Raw genomic sequence first — 16,882 nt, 5'->3', positions numbered from 1 at the left:
TCAGGAATAGATCTTGGCCAGCAGCTTCTTGGCATTTTCAAAATCCGGGTCGATCTTCAAAGCTTTTTTCAGATACTTTCCAGCATCCTGATATTTGTTCAGGGCTGCGCAGACCTTGGCGATGTTATAGGGAATGCTGACTGACTGGTCCAGAATGTCTGGAGTGGAATCAACTGCCTTTTGAAAGTTCTCCAAGGCCTTATAATATTGTTTCCCCTGTGCAAAGGCCATCCCCATGTTGTAGTAAAGCCCCCCGTCCATAGGTGAAATTTCCAATCCTCTTTTATAGTAATCAATGGATTGCTCCCATTTACCCTGTTGTCTCAGGCTGATGCCGATCTCGTTGAACATCCACAGGTCCTCCCTGGTCAGACTGCTGCCTTTGTGTTCAATGGCTTTGGCTATGTATTCAGTGCCAAGGTCCGGCCTTTCCTGTCCAATGGTTTTGGCTATCCGCATCAACGTGGCGCTGACCATATCCCTGGCCTGCTTCTGCACCTGACTTACCGCTTCATCAAAATTTTCCCTGGCTTTATCCTCAACATTGAGCAGCAGGTAAGTATGACCGATATCGATCTTGCGCTCATAATTGAGAGGCGAAAGCTTATCCAGTTTTTTGAGATACTCGAGTCTCTTGTTCTGGTCTCCGGTGCGGGAAAACAATTCAGCCAGCCTTTTCAGGGGCTCCAGGTACATCCTGCTCTGCGACCCGGCTCTTATATAGTGATCTTCCGCATCCTTGAACTTATCCTTGGCAAGAGCGATGTCTCCTTTGATAATAAAGGCGATGGAGCTGTCCGGTTTTTGCTTCAGAATCTGTTCGGCAACCTTTTCTGCCTGATCCAGTTCACCGAGCTGAATCAGTGATTTGGCTTCATCAACCATTTTGCCCAGATTATTGTTGGGATTCAGGGTCAGGGCAATTTTCTGGATAAGGGAATTGATCGAAACCGGCTTGACTATAACATTATCTGCGCCCATTTCGTACATCTGAATAATCCTGTTGCGTTCAGTCTCATCAGTAATAACTATGAGTTTACATTTATGACCGAAGAGGGACTTGATGTTTTTGACTATCAGGACATTGCTCAACCCTTCAATGGAAGCCTCAACAAAGAAAAGTATCTGTTTGTATCTGTTCAGTATCATTTTGGCTTCAGCCACAGCTTTTTCCAGATCATGCTTGGCAAAAAAACTTTTGTAGTCCAGGCCTTGAGACTTGTAGGCACCTTTGACTGCCTTGAGGAATAATGCATCATCTGTTACAGCCATAACGCAACCCTTGGAGTCATTGATGAAGAATTTAAAAATCTTATCGTAGATGGATAATTTCTGATCTTTTTTCATTTTGCAATTTTTTGAGTCTATTCATAGTGTTTAAGGTGAAGACCGCCAGGCTGGATAATTAAGACTCTTGATGCTTTGGCTCCCAAAGCCTGCGGGAAGATATCCCTTGAGGATTATGAGTAATTTGTCAAGTCAGTGCCAGTCAAGAGTTGAGCCAACACTTTAACTGATTATCCCAAAACCAGTGGCCCAGTCAACTCAACCCAACAATTTGCTGGACTGACCACTGGTTTTAATCTAGGCTGATAATGTTTTCCTATAGTGATATCCAGGCCTTATCAGGAAGGAAAATTGATTAAAAAACTTGCCATTGCTGTCCTGCTTGCCGGCTGGGTCATTCACCTGGCAGTCGCTTCAGCGGCTTCCAAGGATATCATTCTGGGGATGTCGGCTGATTTCACCGGGCCGAACAAAGGTCTGGGTGCTGAATTCTACCTAGGGGCCGACTGCTACTTCAGGATGGTTAATCAAAACGGTGGAATTCATGGTCGGAAAATTGTCATCAAGGCCTATGATGATGGATATGATCCTGAACCTGCAGTAAACAACACCATCAGGCTGATAGAAGATGGTGATGTCTTTGCCTTGTTCAATTACGTGGGAACCCCAACCACCACCAGAATTCTCCCTTTGCTCAAGCACTACCATGACCGGACCATCTGGCTTTTCACTCCCTTGACTGGTGCCCAGCCAGTTCTGGATAACGAATATATATTTAGCCTCAGGGCCTCATACAGCGATGAAATCAGCAAAATGGTAGATGAGCTAGTGAAAAGAGGTTTTAAAAAAGTTGCTGTTCTGCACCAGCTAGATGCCTATGGTCGAGGCGGCTGGCAAAGCATAAGCACATCCCTGAAACGACACGGACTGGAGATTGCTGGAGAAGCCACCTATGAACGTGGGTCCAGCTTTAATACATCCTTTAATGATCAGGTTTCCATTCTTAAAAAAGCAAGTCCTGACGCAATAATCAGTGTGGCTGCCTATGAACCGGCTGCAGCCTTTATTCGTGACGCCCGCAACGCCGGCCTGGAAGTGCCTATCCTTAACCTGTCCTTTGTTAACGCCAAAAGAATGCATGAACTCCTGACATCTCTGGAAAGTGGATCCTCGGAAAAATATACTTCCAACTTGATCAATACTCAGGTGGTTCCATTTTACGGATTCGAGGATTTTGATCCTGTCCAGAAATTTTCATCCTGCATGGATACTTTTAAGCCTGGGCTGCCTGAAGGTATTGATACCACTGCATACACCTTCAAAGAACCAGGTGCGGTCGGCTTTGAAGGATTTCTTAACGCCTGGTTTTTGAGTGAGATTCTTGAGCAAATGGGGCCGGACATAGAAAGGAAGATAATCCGTGAAGTTCTGGATCAGCCGATAAAATCCTATCCCCAGATTCTGGCAGCCCATGGATATCCTGAAATGATTGATACGGGAAACGTGTACTTCATATCTTTTGCAAACAATCAAATCACGTCTGTCAACGACCTGTCCGGACTTATTAAGTGATTTCCTCCAAGCTGTTCAGAAAAACCCTGATCGCTGTACTCGGGATCTTCATCGTTATTGTTGGAGCTTCTTCTTTTTTTTCAATGAAGGTCATGCGCCAGCAGATGATTGAAGAATATTTGAACAAGGCTCAGAGCATTGTTTCCAGTATTTCCATGTCAGTACCGGATGTTTTTCTGGAAAAAAACGCTGCCACCATCCAGTCGATTATTGACCAATACATGCTGGTTGAAGGTGTGGGCTATGTTCTGGTCCATGATCAGGAAAATAACATAATTGCCCACACTTTTTCGCCTCAGATTCCGCCTGAAATAGAGTTCCATAAGGTTCATGGTTACTTCGAGCACCACCTGGACCATCAGTGGATAATGATTGACGGAGAAACCTACCTGGACGTCTATGGAGCTGTGCTCATGGGAAAAGGGGGTTTCATCCACATTGGGATGAAGATGGCTCAGATAAATCAGAAAATCGCCTCAACCCTTCTGAAAATCCAGGCCTTCAATCTGGGCATCTTCATCCTGTGCATTCTGGCTGTATACCAGTTTATTAAAAGGATATCCCAGCCCCTTGTCCAGCTGACCGGATACGCTCACAGGCTGCGCAACAGAGATCTTGATTTTGAAATCCGGATCAAGTCAAAGGATGAAGTCGGAGAACTGGCAGCTACCATGGAGGGAATGCGTCAAGAGCTGTCAGGATATGTGCATAAGCTGCAGCAATCGGTTAAAGACGCAACTGATGAGCTTCAGCAGGCCCTTACCTACCTGGGGTCCATCATGGACAACATGGCTGACGGACTGGTGGTCCTGGATGAAGAGGGAAGGATAATCCGCTACAATCTTTCTTTTAAACGCATCTTTTCTATAGATAAAAGCAATCTGATAGAGGAGAAGGCTTCCAGATACATCGGCAGGGATCTGGTCAAATTCTACCATACCAAATCCACCAGGGACCACCAGAGGACCGAGTTTTCTTTTTCAGGCCCAGACAACCAGAATATTTTTATAGAAGCCTCCATTTCCCTTGTAACCATGACCTGCGGAGTAAGCTACATCGTTATCTTTCATGATATTACCACCAGAAAATCCATGGAAGAAGAATTAAAGGCCCTGTACGCTGGTCTGGAAATAAAGATCCGGGAGAGGACCCAGGAGCTGGTTCAGACCAATGAAAAGCTCAGCAATGAGGTCAATCTGAGAAAAATTGCTGAAATCGAGCTCCAGGCGGAAAAAGAGTTTTTCGCTGTCACCCTTAAAAGCATAGGCGATGCAGTACTCACCACAGACAATACTGGTCGTCTGGCCTTTATGAACCGGGTTGCCGGAGATATCCTGGAGCAGGACCCTGAAGAATGTAAAGGCAGGCCTGCCCAGGATGTCTTTACAATTTCCGACCAGATGGGAAACCCTATTGATCCTTTTCAAAAAGTCATTGTAACCCGCAAAATTTATGAAAGATCCAGAGGTGCAATTCTGACCGGCAAAAAGGGCCAAGCCTACAGGATTTCCTTGAAAGTCTCACCAATTTATGACCGCCAGAGTCAGATCCTGGGCACGGTTATGGTGTTTCAAGACATTTCCCACATCCTTCATCTGGAAGAGGAACGCCTCCGCAAAGAAAAACTGGAGTCCATCGGCCTGCTCGCTGGAGGAATAGCTCATGATTTCAACAATATACTGACAGCAATCTTGAATCACATAATCATGGCCAAGTCCTCCATGATTCCTGATGACAAGAATATGCTTAAAATGGAGGCAGCCCAAAAAGCGTGCATCCGAGCCAAAAGACTTACCCAGCAGCTGCTGACCTTTTCCAGAGGAGGAGCACCCATCAAGGAAACCACCTCCCTGGTTGAGCTTATAGAAGATACCATCGCCTTTACCCTCAGGGGGTCCAATGTAGTCAGTACCCTGAAGCTGTCCCGGAACCTGTGGCCAGCCAATGTTGATCCGGGGCAGATATCCCAGGTCCTGGAAAATCTGGTCATAAATGCGGTTCAGGCAATGCCCATCGGCGGAACGATCCTGATCCGGGCTGAAAACATGACCGCAGGCTCGGACCACCACACCCCCCTGACGCCCGGAAAGTACGTCAAGATCAGGATTAAGGACAATGGCAAAGGCATCTCCCAGGATAACCTGAAAAAAATATTTGATCCCTATTTTACAACAAAACAGTCTGGAACCGGACTCGGTCTTGCTACCACCTATTCCATAATCAAAAACCACAACGGCCATATTGAAGTGTATTCTGAAACCGGAAAAGGAACTGAATTTACTATCTATCTGCCAGCAACTTCCAAGACCGTGGTTACTAAGAGTGACAGCCCGGAAGAGACCCTTGCATCCGGCAAGGGCAAGGTCTTGGTTCTGGATGATGACCTGGAGATCCTTGAAGTGGTCAAAGAAGTTCTGGATTTGCTGGGATATGAGCCGCACCTGGTATCGGATGGTAAAGAAGTGCTTGAAAAATACCAAAAAGCAAGGCAAAAAGGCGATCCCTATGACCTGATCATTATGGATCTGACCATCCCCGGAGGCATGGGCGGTCTGGAAACCATTAAAAGACTCAAAGCAATTGATCCCCAGGCTAAAGCTGTTGTTTCAAGCGGCTATTCTCAGGATCCGGTTATGGCTAATTACAAAGAGTACGGCTTTTCAGGCGTCCTGGCCAAGCCCTACACCATTGACGAGCTTGGAGTCCTGCTTAAAAAAATTCTAGTGGACAATTCCTGAAAAAATACGGAAAAGCTGATCATAAAAATTTTTACATCCTTTGAGGCAGACATATGGCTGGAAGACATTCAGATTTTGAAAAAAAAATGAAAAAACTGGAAAAAATAATCCAGGATCTGGAACAGGGCGATTTACCTTTGGAAAAAGGAGTAACCCTTTTTCAGGAAGGACTGGAGTTGACCAGGTCCTGCAGGGAACAGCTGGAAAAGGCCAGGCACAAGTTAACGGTTTATTCTGAACAATCCGGAGAAAATGAAGTTGCATCCTGATCATTCTGAATTCAAATCCCAGCTGAAGGATCTGGCAGGTTCAGTGGAAAGACACCTGTCCGAATGTCTTAATGGAGTTTCCGCGCCTGACCAGCTGCTGAAGGCTATGGAGTACAGCCTGATGGCCGGTGGAAAGAGGATTAGACCGATCCTCTGCCTGTACTGGGGTGGCATGCTTGGGCTTAAGCAGAAACAGTTCATTGACTTTGCCTGTGGAATTGAACTCATCCATACTTATTCACTTGTCCATGACGACCTTCCGGCCATGGATAACGACGACCTGAGAAGAGGAAGGCCGACCAACCACAAAGTGTTTGGGGAAGCCATGTCCATCCTGGCAGGAGACAGCCTGCTCACCCATGCTTTTTACCTCATGTCCGGAGCAGGCCTTCCTCCGGATGACGTCCTTTTTGCCTGTCGTGAGATGGCTCTGGCTGCCGGGCCCGGCGGAATGGTCGGAGGGCAGGTTGTGGACATCATGGCTACCGGCACCAGCGCGATGGACCTGAAAACTTTAAAAAAGATGCACGCCATGAAGACCGGAGCCCTGATCAGGGCTTCATGCACCTGCGGAGCTATTCTGGCTCGATCCGCAGGTGCGGGACAAGGCGACCTTGATAATGCCTCTTCCTTTGGAACTTCTGTTGGGCTGGCTTTTCAGATAGTAGACGATATCCTGGACATCACAGGTGACCAGGAATCCCTGGGCAAGCCAGTTGGCAGTGACGAATCAATGGACAAAGCCACTTATCCAAAATTTCTGGGACTTGAGCAAAGCATGATCATGGCCCAGTCATGTGCGGATAAAGCCAAAGAGTCACTGACAGGGTACAAGGGACCTGAAAAGGACTTTTTAGAATCTCTGGCTCAGTATATTGTGGACCGGATCAATTAGATTAATCCAGGCTTATCCGTCCAAATTTCTTAAACGTTAAAGCCAGCAGATGAACAGACCTTTGACAGCTCCAATCATCCTGAACAGACTGAAGTCCAGGTACTCCAGCCCTGAAACCGCCCTGAACTGGGAAAATCCATGGCAGCTGCTGGTGGCAACGGTCCTGTCCGCCCAAAGCACGGACAAGCAGGTCAACCGGATAACTCCACTTTTTTTCAAAAAATGGCCAGCAGCCCATGATCTGGCAAGAGCCAGTCTGGAAGAGGTGGAAGATGCTGTCAGGTCAGCTGGTTTTTTCCGCACCAAATCCAGGAACCTTTTAGCAACGTCCAGGATTATCGTATCCAGATTCAATGGCCGGGTTCCGGACACCATGAAAGATCTTCTGGTTCTGCCAGGGGTTGCCAGAAAAACTGCAAACATAATCCTGTTCAATGCTTTTGGCAAAAACGAAGGCATTGCCGTGGATACTCATGTCAAAAGGATATCTTTCAGGCTGGGCCTGACAGAAGCGACTAATCCGGATTCCGTGGAAAAAGACCTGATCAAGCTCTTTCCACGGAAAGAATGGGGAAACATAAATCATATGCTCGTATTTTTCGGACGGGAAGTGTGTAAGGCCAGAAAACCATTGTGCCATGAATGTGAACTTGAAGACATTTGCCCAAGAACCGGAGTCTGATTCATTATGCCAGTAATTAATCCAGGTCAATTCCACCTTGAACACTCCGACGGCCAGGCCAGGGCAGGGGAGCTGACAACTGCCCACGGAACCGTCAGAACCCCGGTGTTCATGCCCGTAGGAACCCAGGGTAGTGTCAAAAGTCTTTGTCCGGAAGACCTGAAAAGAATCAATGCGTCAATTATTCTGGGAAATACCTATCACCTCTATCTCCGGCCCGGGGATCAGCTCCTGGATGAAATGGGCGGGCTGCACCAGTTCATGAACTGGGACAGGCCGATACTTACCGATTCCGGAGGTTTTCAGGTATTTAGTCTGTCTGAACTGAGAAAAATAAATGACGATGGAGTGGAGTTTGCTTCGCATATTGATGGCTCCAGACATTTTTTTACTCCGGAAAAAGTTGTCTCCATCCAGAACAAAATAGGTTCAAGCATAATGATGGTCCTGGATGAGTGCGTTCCTTACGGAGCCGACTATGATTATACAGAAAAATCCCTTAAAATAACTACGAAATGGGCCAGAAGGAGCAGACAGTTCTATCCACACAATGCCGGCAACCAGCTCATGTTCGGAATAGTCCAGGGTGGTTTTTTCAAAGAACTCCGAAGACAAAGCGCCGGACAGATAACTGATATCTCATTTGACGGATATGCCCTTGGCGGATTGAGTGTAGGTGAACCCAAGGATGAAATGCTGGATATCATGTACTATTCAGCCCCGCTGCTGCCAGTGGATAAGCCCAGATATCTCATGGGCGTTGGGAAACCCCTGGATATCCTGGAAGGAATAAACGCCGGAATAGACATGTTCGATTGTGTTCTGCCCACCAGAAACGCACGCAACGGCACTCTTTATACCTCACTGGGGCAGGTGAATATAAAAAGAGCTCAGTTCAAAAAGGACGACACCCCCCTTGACCCGGGCTGCAGTTGTTATACCTGCTCAAATTTTTCCAAAGCCTATCTGAGACACCTTTACATGGCCAGAGAACTGCTGGCTTACCGGCTTAACTCCATTCACAACCTCAGCTTTTTTGTTGGGCTTGCTCAAAGAGCCAGACAGGCTGTTCTTGAAAACAGTTTCCAGGCCTTGCTTGAAAAGTACAGGGAGATATACGGGAAGGCTTAACCAAGAATGGATCTGATTCCTTCCAAGCCGTAGAACGATACTATTGTCATCCCAATGGTCCAGACAATCAGACTTGAATTCATCCACAGCAGCAGATCTTTTCTGGGAGGCTTGAAGGCCAGTGCAATGACTACAGCCAGGTGGATTCCAGTCAGCAGTGGTCCTGAAAAAGCCAGCCCGGGCAGGCCGTAACGGTTCCAGATAGCAAGAGCCCGCTGCTTTCTTTTGGAAGGGCCAGGCCCACTTTTCTGCCTATTCTTAGAAAGCCTCCACTGCTGCCACGAGCTGTATCCGTAAACAATTATGAACACAGGAATGGCATTGCCAACAAAGGCAATGAATCCGACTAAAAAAGGCTGTAAGCCCATGGCCAGTCCGGCCGGGATGACTACCAGCAGTTCCACCCAGGGTACTGCCGCCAATATAAATACAAGAAAGTACTGTCCAAGAATATCCATGAATCAATTATGAGCTGATTTTTATTATAAAATTCAAAATGTTTCTTCTCATAAACCAGACTCAAGCTCCGAGAAACACAACACTGACTGTTTTTTTACATCAGCATAAAGATGCAGGGTCCTGCCAGGACCAAGTTCATCCTGGTCAATGACAAAAACTGTTTCCGTCCATTTCTTCTCTTCCGGAAATATGGTCTCAAGTCTGTTAATGGATTTTTCCAGAAAGCCCCGGTTTATGATATTTCCCTGCCGATCCGGGTAAAGGGCCAGATACAAAATGTCAAATTCAATCAGATCACTGAAAAAATGAGTTCCAAGGGAAACATCAGGCACAAAGTCTCCGCGCATGGCCACTATTTCACACAGCACAGATACAGTGCTGATCTCAGTAAAGCTGACAGGCACTCCCAGAGAGGCTATGCTTGTTCCCCAGCGTCCAGGACCCATGAGCATGATATTGAAACATGACCTGCAGGATGGTTCATGGGCGATCCTTCCAACCAGACGGGCCACTGCATGACGATTTTCCTGGGACAGGTAGCCATACTTTTCCGGACAGACATAGATAATTCGGTCAATCTTGTCTGTTCTGCTCTGCCCAATGACCGGTCCTGTGCTTTTTACAATGATCCGATCTTCAGGAATTTCTCGGGCTGTTCTTTCCTGGCCTTTACTTCCTTTGATCTCCAGCGGTCTGCACTGAACAAGATTAATCAAGTAATCATGCATTCCGCGATAGCCAGGAAAGGAGTTGACCGTGTACTCTATATCCACCGTTGCACCGTAAGCTTTTTCAAGGGTATTGAGCATGTCCTGCATATCCTGGGCAAAATCAGTCTGCATGAGAAGCTTTTTGAAACTCAGTACCCATGGAAAAAAATCCGAAAGGTTCATGTTCCTGGCCCGTTGCTGTAACTCCCGGTCCTTTTGGGCAAAAAGATCTAAGGGGATGTCAGGACATGCTCTGGCCAGGTCCTGAAAAGCAACAGAAGAAAACTCATTCTGTTCCAGATCAAGGACATCCACCTTCTGCTGGGTGTGCCGGTGTCCGTCAAGACTGACCAAAGGCTGCATGGATGGTTCATTAAGAGCAATAACCCTGGTATAGTCGTCATCGGAACGGTTGACTGCCCTGGTCCCAAGACCGAATACCAGCCTGAGCATTCCAGATTCAGGATCAACCTTTTCGTCCCAGACATAGGGATTAAATGAGAAACCCACCCCGGCTGCCTGGGGGAAAAAATATTTCCCATGATTCTCTCCACTGACCCGCTGGACCAGCAGAGCCATCTGCTCATCTCTGTCCAGCAGTCCCCTTTGCTTGCGATAGACAAGAGCTTTTTCACTGATGGAAGAGGCATATACCTGCCTGACAGCTTCAATAAAGGCAGCTAAACGCTGGCCCCTGGTTCCCTGGTTTGAGCAGAAAACACTTTCATATTTTCCGGCAAAAATATTGCCGAAATTGTCCTCCATCAGGGAGCTGGATCTGACAATAAAAGGCCACTGACCAAAATAATCCAGCAGATCAACAAATTGCTTGACAATATAGTGGGGAAAAGACCCCCCCAGAATCTGGGTCCTTGCCCGTTCCAGATCCTTGAGAAACAAGTCCGGGTCACGCTGTTGCTGTCTTATCCACCATACCCCGTTTTGAACAAGAAAGGTGTAAAAGACATCAGAGCCAATGTAAAAGGAGTCGTGAGGTTCAAGCTTGTCATTCCATTTTTCTGGATCATTTTTTTTGAGCATAGCCCTGGCCAGGAGAAAGCCGCTGCTTTTCCCCCCCATAAGCCCTGTGCCGATCATTCTGCGACGGAAAAAAAGGATATCTTTCAGGGAAATGTACTTGTCAGCCAGTTCAAGTATACGTTGATCCCTGGAAAAAATCATTTTTAGTAACTTTCTCCGCCACTCAGTCACCTCGCTTTCATGTCCGAGTCCCTGTTCGTAATCATTTAGAATCTGTTCGGCCTGGGCAAAAGTCATGCTCCAGTAGCCAAGGGTCTGAAGGGCAGAGTCTAGTCTGGACCAGGGTTTGGAAGCAAGGACCCGGCTGATCTTTTCGCTGCTGCGCACAGGAATGAATCTCTCTCCCTGCCATTGGTGAAGAGTGTTCATGGTCGGGGAATACCTGTTGTCCACCTTCAGTGGGTGGAGATAAAGTCCCTCATCATGTCTGAAGACATCAAGAAACAACTGGGTCACATTAAGGATGGGACTGGTGGCGTGGAATGAATGCCTGTTGCGAAGCAGGGTGAAGTAGGCAATGGTGTCCATCCCGGCCAGATAGGGACAGGTCAGCATGAAAAAGTTGCCAAGCATCCGATCCGAATACCAGTCCGAAGATAAGTTGCTTAGACAGTCAAAGACATAGCAGCAGCCCTTGCCATGCTTATGAATGACCGAGTGGATCCTGAAAATGAAATCTTCAAAACCCTGTTGAGGGTTCAGCCGATAGATGGCTGTTGCCTTGTCTTCTCTCAACAAAGGCTTATGCCTGGCAAATCTTATATATATCAGCGGTATCCCCTGAAAAAGACAGTAATCGCTGAAGGGCATTACAAAGGGTAGGGAGTCTTCAATTGAATCAGTCTGCCAGACAACATTATCTCCGGTTCTAAGTCCTTTGAGTATGTCATCCAAACCGGACAGGCCTGTGCTGAAATTGTAATCTTGCATATGCCTTGCGTATCGTTAAAATAAGTTGATTGTTGTAAGTTTTTTCTCTAAATTAAATATTTGTGCAACATACATGATTAATTAGTTTTTTACTACCCCTAACCATCTAGCAAAGCATTGTGGAACAGTCCACTAAAAACAGACTTAGAGAGGAAGGTTAATGACGGCAAAAGAGCACATCCAAAGCGTATTTGAACAGGTAGTCAAACGGAATCCCGGTGAAATTGAGTTCCACCAGGCTGTTAAAGAGGTCCTTGAATCGCTTGAACCGGTAATTGAAGCCAGGTCCGACTATCAGGAGGCCAATATCCTGGGGAGAATAGTTGAACCTGAAAGGATGATCACCTTCAGAGTACCCTGGCAGGACGACAAGGGAAATGTCCAGGTCAACAGGGGATTCAGAGTCCAGTTCAACAGTACTCTGGGGCCCTATAAGGGTGGTATCAGGTTTCATCCCAGCGTAAACCAGGGCATAATCAAATTTTTGGGTTTTGAACAGATATTCAAGAATTCCCTGACCACGCTTCCCATGGGTGGTGGTAAGGGCGGGTCAGACTTTGATCCAAAATTCAAATCCGACTCAGAAATCATGCGTTTCTGCCAGTCGTTTATGACAGAACTGCAGAGACATATCGGAGCTGACACCGATGTTCCAGCTGGAGACATCGGCGTGGGGGCCAGGGAAGTCGGTTATATGTTCGGGCAGTACAAAAGGCTTAGAAACGAATTCACCGGTGTCCTGACCGGGAAAAGTCTGAATTGGGGAGGTTCTCTCATCAGGCCGGAAGCCACAGGCTACGGTTCTGTATATTTTGCCCAGGAAATGCTTAAAAGCAAAAACGACAGTATGGAAGGAAAGACCTGCGTGGTAAGCGGATCCGGCAATGTTGCCCAGTTCACGGTGGAAAAGATCCTTGAACTCGGTGGTAAAGTAGTATCCCTTTCCGACTCAGGAGGCACCATTTATGATCCCCAGGGAATTGACCAGGAAAAACTAAGATTCATTAAGGAACTCAAAAGCATCCGCTATGGGAGAATCAAGGAATACGCAGAAAAATTCAAAGGAGTGGAATACTATGAAGGGAAAAAGCCCTGGGCCATCAAGTGTGACTGTGCTTTTCCTTCAGCCACTCAGAATGAAATCAGTCCTGCTGACGCTGAGGTCATGTTCAACAACGGATGTAATCTGATTTCCGAGGGAGCTAACATGCCCACTGAACCCGGAGCTGTCCAGCTGGCCCTTTCATCCGGCTGTCTTTTCGGACCTGGCAAAGCAGCCAATGCCGGAGGAGTAGCAGTCTCAGGTCTGGAAATGTCCCAGAATTCCATGCGTCTGAAGTGGACCAGGGAAGAGGTGGATCAAAAACTCAGAGAAATCATGACCGCCATCCACAAGCAGTGTATTGAGGCGGCAGAAGAATACGGAATGAAGGACAACCTTGTGGCTGGGGCCAACATTGCCGGTTTTGTCCGGGTTGCCGATGCCATGCTTGATCACGGAGTAATTTAGCCGAATCCTGTGCTGTCATCCCTTCTGGATCTGTCCGCTCCAAAGGGATGACAGCAACCTCGTGCAGCTGCGGCCTCAGCCCAGCCTGTCAATCCCGGCTGTGACCATATTTTTCCCTGACCCACTCCATTTGGGCTTTACGGTCACACGAAAGCCCGTCGATTCTTGCCGCAATCAAATCCTGAAGTATTTTTCCATATAATGGTCCAGGAGTGATCCCCATTTTTTTCAAATCTTTACCTGACAATAAAGGTTCAATATTCCGCAGTCTGGTTATGAAGTAGGATATCTTCTTGCGCAGATCATCTTTTTGATTTCTGGCCATAAGAAACAGAAGGGCTTCCAGGGGCAGGGGGCTTAGGATGAAATATAACTCGCTCATTTTTTTATTTTTTCTTTGCCAGTCATGAAGCCTGGACACTGCTTCCCGGACCTGTCCCCTGATGGTGAAAAAATTGAGTTCCTGTTTTTTGGAAAAGCTGAACCTGTTAAAAATGATCTTGGCCTGGGCGTCATTAATATTATTTAATAAACCCAGCAGGTATAAAAGCCATTTTTTTATTTTTTCTTCTGTATAAAGCAACTGGAACCAGTTGATTACCTTTTCGGTTTCCAGCAAAAGCCCGTTAATGCCTGGAGTCAATTTAAGCAGGGGATGGATGTTGCGCAGCAGTCCGAAATTATCCATCCGGGTCATGCACCCCAGAGGATTGTTTTCTTCAAAGATCATTTTCAGTTCGTGAAAGATCCTGCTCCCGGATAACTTGTGAAAGATATTCAGTTCCACCGCATTCTTGATCAGTTTTTCAGTCTGGCTGCCTATCCTGAAGGCAAACCTCTGCTCAAACCTGATGGCCCTGATGATCCTGGTGGGATCTTCAACAAAACTCAAAGAATGGAGGACCCTGATAACCTTGTCCTTGATATCCCTCTGACCTCCAAAAAAATCCACCAGTTTGCCAAAACTGTCAGGATTGAGATGCACGGCCAGGGCATTGATGCTGAAATCTCTCCGGTACAGGTCCATCTTTATTGACGACAGTTCAACCGTAGGCAGTGCAGCCGGATGTTCATAATATTCGAGCCTGGCAGTGGCCACGTCGATTTTCTGTCCCTGATCCAGAATAACTACTGCGGTCTGAAACTTATGATGAGCCCTGACCCGGCCGCCAAGCTCCTTAGCCAGCTTTCTGGCAAAGGCTATTCCATCTCCCTCCACCACCAGGTCAACATCCAGATTGTCCCGACCAAGAAGGATATCCCGGACAAAACCTCCAACAATGTACAGTTGAAATCCCATCTCCCGGGATAAATTTCCGCATTTCTCCATTAGAACATATATATGTTCAGGAAGCCTGTCCTTGAGTATTTTTTTGACGTTCCTCTCTCTTTTTCTTTCCGGAAGAAGAGCTTCAGGTATCCTGGCCGGCTCTTTGATAATATTATTTATCAGGTCAGTCCTGGTCACTACTCCAATCACTGCATCATCCTTGACAATAGGGATGAGCCGTTGTCTTTGACCAATGATTATTTCCATGACTCTGTAAATATCATCTTTGGTGCTCAGCACAGAAAAGTCGGTAAGCATATACTCCTTCAAAGGAATCTTGCCCAGCCCATGGGACACAGCCTTATCAGCAACCTGGTGCTCAATGATTCCCACGCACTTTTTTCTGCCTTCATCCATGACTGGAACAGCCTTTAACCCAAATCTGGTCATTACTTCGGCTGCCTGAGATATGATCTCATTTTCTTCAATACTGACAGCCGGGGCAGACATGAGGTGAGCAACCAGGATCTGTGGATTGATTTGGGAATACAACAGACCAAAAAGCTCATCCTTGACCTGAATCAGGGTCTTGTGCTTGACAGTGGCCGATGCTGCAAAAGAATGGCCCCCGCCTCCCATGGAAGAACATATTCGACCCACATCCACGTCCGTGGTCCTGCTCCTGGCAACGATATGGACCCGGTCATGCATGCGGCCGATGGCAAAGAGAACTCTGATGTTTTCCATATCTAGAAGCTTGTGGGCCAACAGGGCAAAATCACCAACATAATGTTCTAAAGATACTTCGGCCACAACAATGTCGATGCCGTTGATCTTATGGGTGGTGGCTGATTCCAGTAAAGAATTAAGGATGGAAACCTGCTCAGCAGACAAATCCCTGTTGATGAGATCTGACACCATATTCAGATCCATACCCCTGGCCAGAAGCCAGGAAGCAGCTTCAAAATCGTGGCTGGTGGTGGACTTGAATGTAAAGCAGCCTGTATCTTCATATATGCCTAACCCCAGAACTGTGGCTTCGTCCTCGGTAAGGGCAATATCATTTCTGGCCAGAATTTCAGAGATGATGGAAGTGGTGGAGCCCCATGGCTTGACCACCTCAACCTCTCCGGAAATATCTTCATCTGAATCAGGATGGTGATCATAAATATGGATGGTCAAATCCTTTTCCAGTAAAGGAGCAATGTGCGTGACCCTTGATTTCTGCCTGGTGTCAACTATGATCAGCCTGGTGACGCTTTCAGGGTCAATGTCCCGAAATGATTTAAAATTATAAAGATAAGTGGCGCTCTGGATAAAAAAATTCTTCAGATTTTTTTCCTGGCTTCCCGGAAAAATGAGCACTGAATCGGGGTAAAGCTTGCTGGCTGCGATCATTGAGGACAGGGCATCAAAATCAGCATTGACATGACAGGTAATTACGGTTGAAGCCTTGATCAGTGATTTCTTCATGGTCTTTGAGTTCGGGTTCTGGGGTGATATCTATCGTGGGTGGCCTGGAGTCGATCTTTCTGGACATGAGTATAGATTTCAGTAGCAGTAATATCCGAGTGCCCCAGCAGGATCTGCACGGTTCTCAGGTCAGCCCCGCCTTCCAGAAGATGGGTGGCAAAGGAATGCCTTAAGGTATGAGGGGAGACCTGTTTTTTGATTCCAGCCTGTAGGGCGTACTTTTTGATCATCTTCCAGACTCCCTGCCTGGAAAGCCTTCTGCCTGAACGGTTCAGGAAGATGTTATCCTCTTTTGGCGAAAATGTGTTCCGCCAGTTTTGCAGGTAAAAATCAAGCCACTTCATGCAGGAGTAGTGCAGGGGAACTATCCTCTCCTTAGCTCCCTTTCCCCAGACCCTGATCAGCCCGCTTTGCTGGTCATAACTGAGGACCTTCAAGTCAGCCACCTCAGAAACCCTCAACCCGGCTGCATACAGGAGCTCAAGCATGGCCTTGTCCCTGGCTCCAAGCTTTTGTCCTGTTTCTGGCTGGGATAGAATTGTTTCCACCTCTTCAACAGACAAGACCTTGGGCAGCAACTTGGGCAGTTTGGGATTTTCAAGCAGACCAGCAGGGTTGTCCTGGACAATTCCCTGATCTTGGAGGAACAAGAAAAACCCGCGCAGAGTTGCCATGTGTCTGGCCAGACTCCGACTCTGCAGCCCCTTTCCCCGCAGAAAAACAAGATAGATAAAGATGTCCTGTTCGGAAACCCGGGTGACAGGTATTGATTTTTCCTTGATGAACAGGAAAAAAGAATCCAGATCCTGGGAATAGGAACGGATGGTGGCCTGAGAAAGGCCTTTGACCACCAGAGAGTGCTCCAGAAAGCTTTCAACCTCTGCTGTGGGTTGGGGACGTTCCAGGGACAACTTA

12 protein-coding genes are annotated in these 16,882 nt (G+C 47.1%); 7 read left to right on the top strand and 5 right to left on the bottom strand.

Going from position 1 to position 16,882, the window contains the following annotated elements; translation table 11 throughout:
• Window positions 1-1,347, bottom strand: coding sequence for a tetratricopeptide repeat protein (locus tag P771_RS0106260; protein ID WP_035243992.1), 1,347 nt, complete (start codon window positions 1,345-1,347; stop codon window positions 1-3).
• A 291-nt stretch (window positions 1,348-1,638) separates the two neighbouring features.
• Between P771_RS0106260 and P771_RS16715 the strand changes: the two genes are divergently transcribed.
• From P771_RS16715 to tgt, 6 genes are read left to right on the top strand one after another with little or no spacing between them, the layout of a single operon-like run.
• Window positions 1,639-2,859 carry an ABC transporter substrate-binding protein gene (locus P771_RS16715; protein ID WP_051617160.1) on the top strand — a complete coding sequence of 407 codons (1,221 nt, stop codon included), beginning with the start codon at window positions 1,639-1,641 and terminating at the stop codon, window positions 2,857-2,859.
• Entirely contained in the window at window positions 2,856-5,597 is a 2,742-nt protein-coding gene (locus tag P771_RS18250; protein WP_051617159.1) for a hybrid sensor histidine kinase/response regulator, read from the top strand. The genes P771_RS16715 and P771_RS18250 overlap by 4 nt, the downstream gene beginning before the upstream one ends.
• A 53-nt stretch (window positions 5,598-5,650) precedes the next feature.
• Window positions 5,651-5,866, top strand: coding sequence for an exodeoxyribonuclease VII small subunit (gene xseB, locus P771_RS0106245; protein WP_028574467.1), 216 nt, complete (start codon window positions 5,651-5,653; stop codon window positions 5,864-5,866).
• Window positions 5,850-6,761, top strand: coding sequence for a polyprenyl synthetase family protein (locus tag P771_RS0106240; RefSeq protein WP_035243991.1), 912 nt, complete (start codon window positions 5,850-5,852; stop codon window positions 6,759-6,761). The genes xseB and P771_RS0106240 overlap by 17 nt, the downstream gene beginning before the upstream one ends.
• A gap of 49 nt (window positions 6,762-6,810) precedes the next feature.
• Entirely contained in the window at window positions 6,811-7,443 is a 633-nt protein-coding gene (gene nth, locus P771_RS0106235) for an endonuclease III (RefSeq protein ID WP_028574465.1), read from the top strand.
• Window positions 7,444-7,449: 6 nt separating this feature from the next.
• Window positions 7,450-8,574 carry a tRNA guanosine(34) transglycosylase Tgt gene (gene tgt / locus P771_RS0106230; RefSeq protein WP_035243990.1) on the top strand — a complete coding sequence of 375 codons (1,125 nt, stop codon included), beginning with the start codon at window positions 7,450-7,452 and terminating at the stop codon, window positions 8,572-8,574.
• Here the strand turns inward: tgt and P771_RS0106225 are convergent.
• Both P771_RS0106225 and P771_RS0106220 read right to left on the bottom strand, forming a co-directional pair.
• On the bottom strand, window positions 8,571-9,032 hold the full coding sequence (locus P771_RS0106225; protein ID WP_028574463.1) for a small multi-drug export protein: 462 nt from the start codon (window positions 9,030-9,032) through the stop codon (window positions 8,571-8,573). The genes tgt and P771_RS0106225 overlap by 4 nt on opposite strands.
• 48 nt (window positions 9,033-9,080) lie before the next feature.
• Window positions 9,081-11,714 carry a PEP/pyruvate-binding domain-containing protein gene (locus tag P771_RS0106220; RefSeq protein WP_028574462.1) on the bottom strand — a complete coding sequence of 878 codons (2,634 nt, stop codon included), beginning with the start codon at window positions 11,712-11,714 and terminating at the stop codon, window positions 9,081-9,083.
• 160 nt (window positions 11,715-11,874) lie between these two features.
• Here P771_RS0106220 and gdhA point away from each other — a divergent pair, with 160 nt between their 5' ends.
• The gene (gene gdhA, locus P771_RS0106215; protein WP_051617158.1) at window positions 11,875-13,224 is read left to right on the top strand and encodes an NADP-specific glutamate dehydrogenase; all 1,350 of its coding nucleotides are present in this window, start codon (window positions 11,875-11,877) and stop codon (window positions 13,222-13,224) included.
• Window positions 13,225-13,312: 88 nt separating this feature from the next.
• Here the strand turns inward: gdhA and P771_RS0106210 are convergent, their stop codons facing one another.
• Entirely contained in the window at window positions 13,313-15,967 is a 2,655-nt protein-coding gene (locus P771_RS0106210) for a CBS domain-containing protein (protein ID WP_028574460.1), read from the bottom strand.
• The gene (xerD, locus tag P771_RS0106205; RefSeq protein ID WP_035243989.1) at window positions 15,964-16,878 is read right to left on the bottom strand and encodes a site-specific tyrosine recombinase XerD; all 915 of its coding nucleotides are present in this window, start codon (window positions 16,876-16,878) and stop codon (window positions 15,964-15,966) included. Before xerD ends, P771_RS0106210 begins: the two co-directional genes overlap by 4 nt.
• Window positions 16,879-16,882 lie beyond the last annotated feature (4 nt).

Source organism: Desulfonatronovibrio hydrogenovorans DSM 9292, assembly GCF_000686525.1.
In the GTDB taxonomy this organism is placed as follows: Bacteria; Desulfobacterota; Desulfovibrionia; order Desulfovibrionales; family Desulfonatronovibrionaceae; genus Desulfonatronovibrio; species Desulfonatronovibrio hydrogenovorans.
This window is presented reverse-complemented; position numbering and strand designations above follow the sequence as displayed.

Bases quoted from the DNA above. Each gene is read 5' to 3' on its own strand.
- nth (WP_028574465.1), top strand. From the start codon at position 6,811: ATGAACAGACCTTTGACAGCTCCAATCATCCTGAACAGACTGAAGTCC.
- tgt (WP_035243990.1), top strand. From the start codon at position 7,450: ATGCCAGTAATTAATCCAGGTCAATTCCACCTTGAACACTCCGACGGC.
- P771_RS0106240 (WP_035243991.1), top strand. From the start codon at position 5,850: ATGAAGTTGCATCCTGATCATTCTGAATTCAAATCCCAGCTGAAGGAT.
- P771_RS0106220 (WP_028574462.1), bottom strand. From the start codon at position 11,714: ATGCAAGATTACAATTTCAGCACAGGCCTGTCCGGTTTGGATGACATA.
- gdhA (WP_051617158.1), top strand. From the start codon at position 11,875: ATGACGGCAAAAGAGCACATCCAAAGCGTATTTGAACAGGTAGTCAAA.
- P771_RS0106260 (WP_035243992.1), bottom strand. From the start codon at position 1,347: ATGAAAAAAGATCAGAAATTATCCATCTACGATAAGATTTTTAAATTC.
- xseB (WP_028574467.1), top strand. From the start codon at position 5,651: ATGGCTGGAAGACATTCAGATTTTGAAAAAAAAATGAAAAAACTGGAA.
- P771_RS0106225 (WP_028574463.1), bottom strand. From the start codon at position 9,032: ATGGATATTCTTGGACAGTACTTTCTTGTATTTATATTGGCGGCAGTA.
- P771_RS0106210 (WP_028574460.1), bottom strand. From the start codon at position 15,967: ATGAAGAAATCACTGATCAAGGCTTCAACCGTAATTACCTGTCATGTC.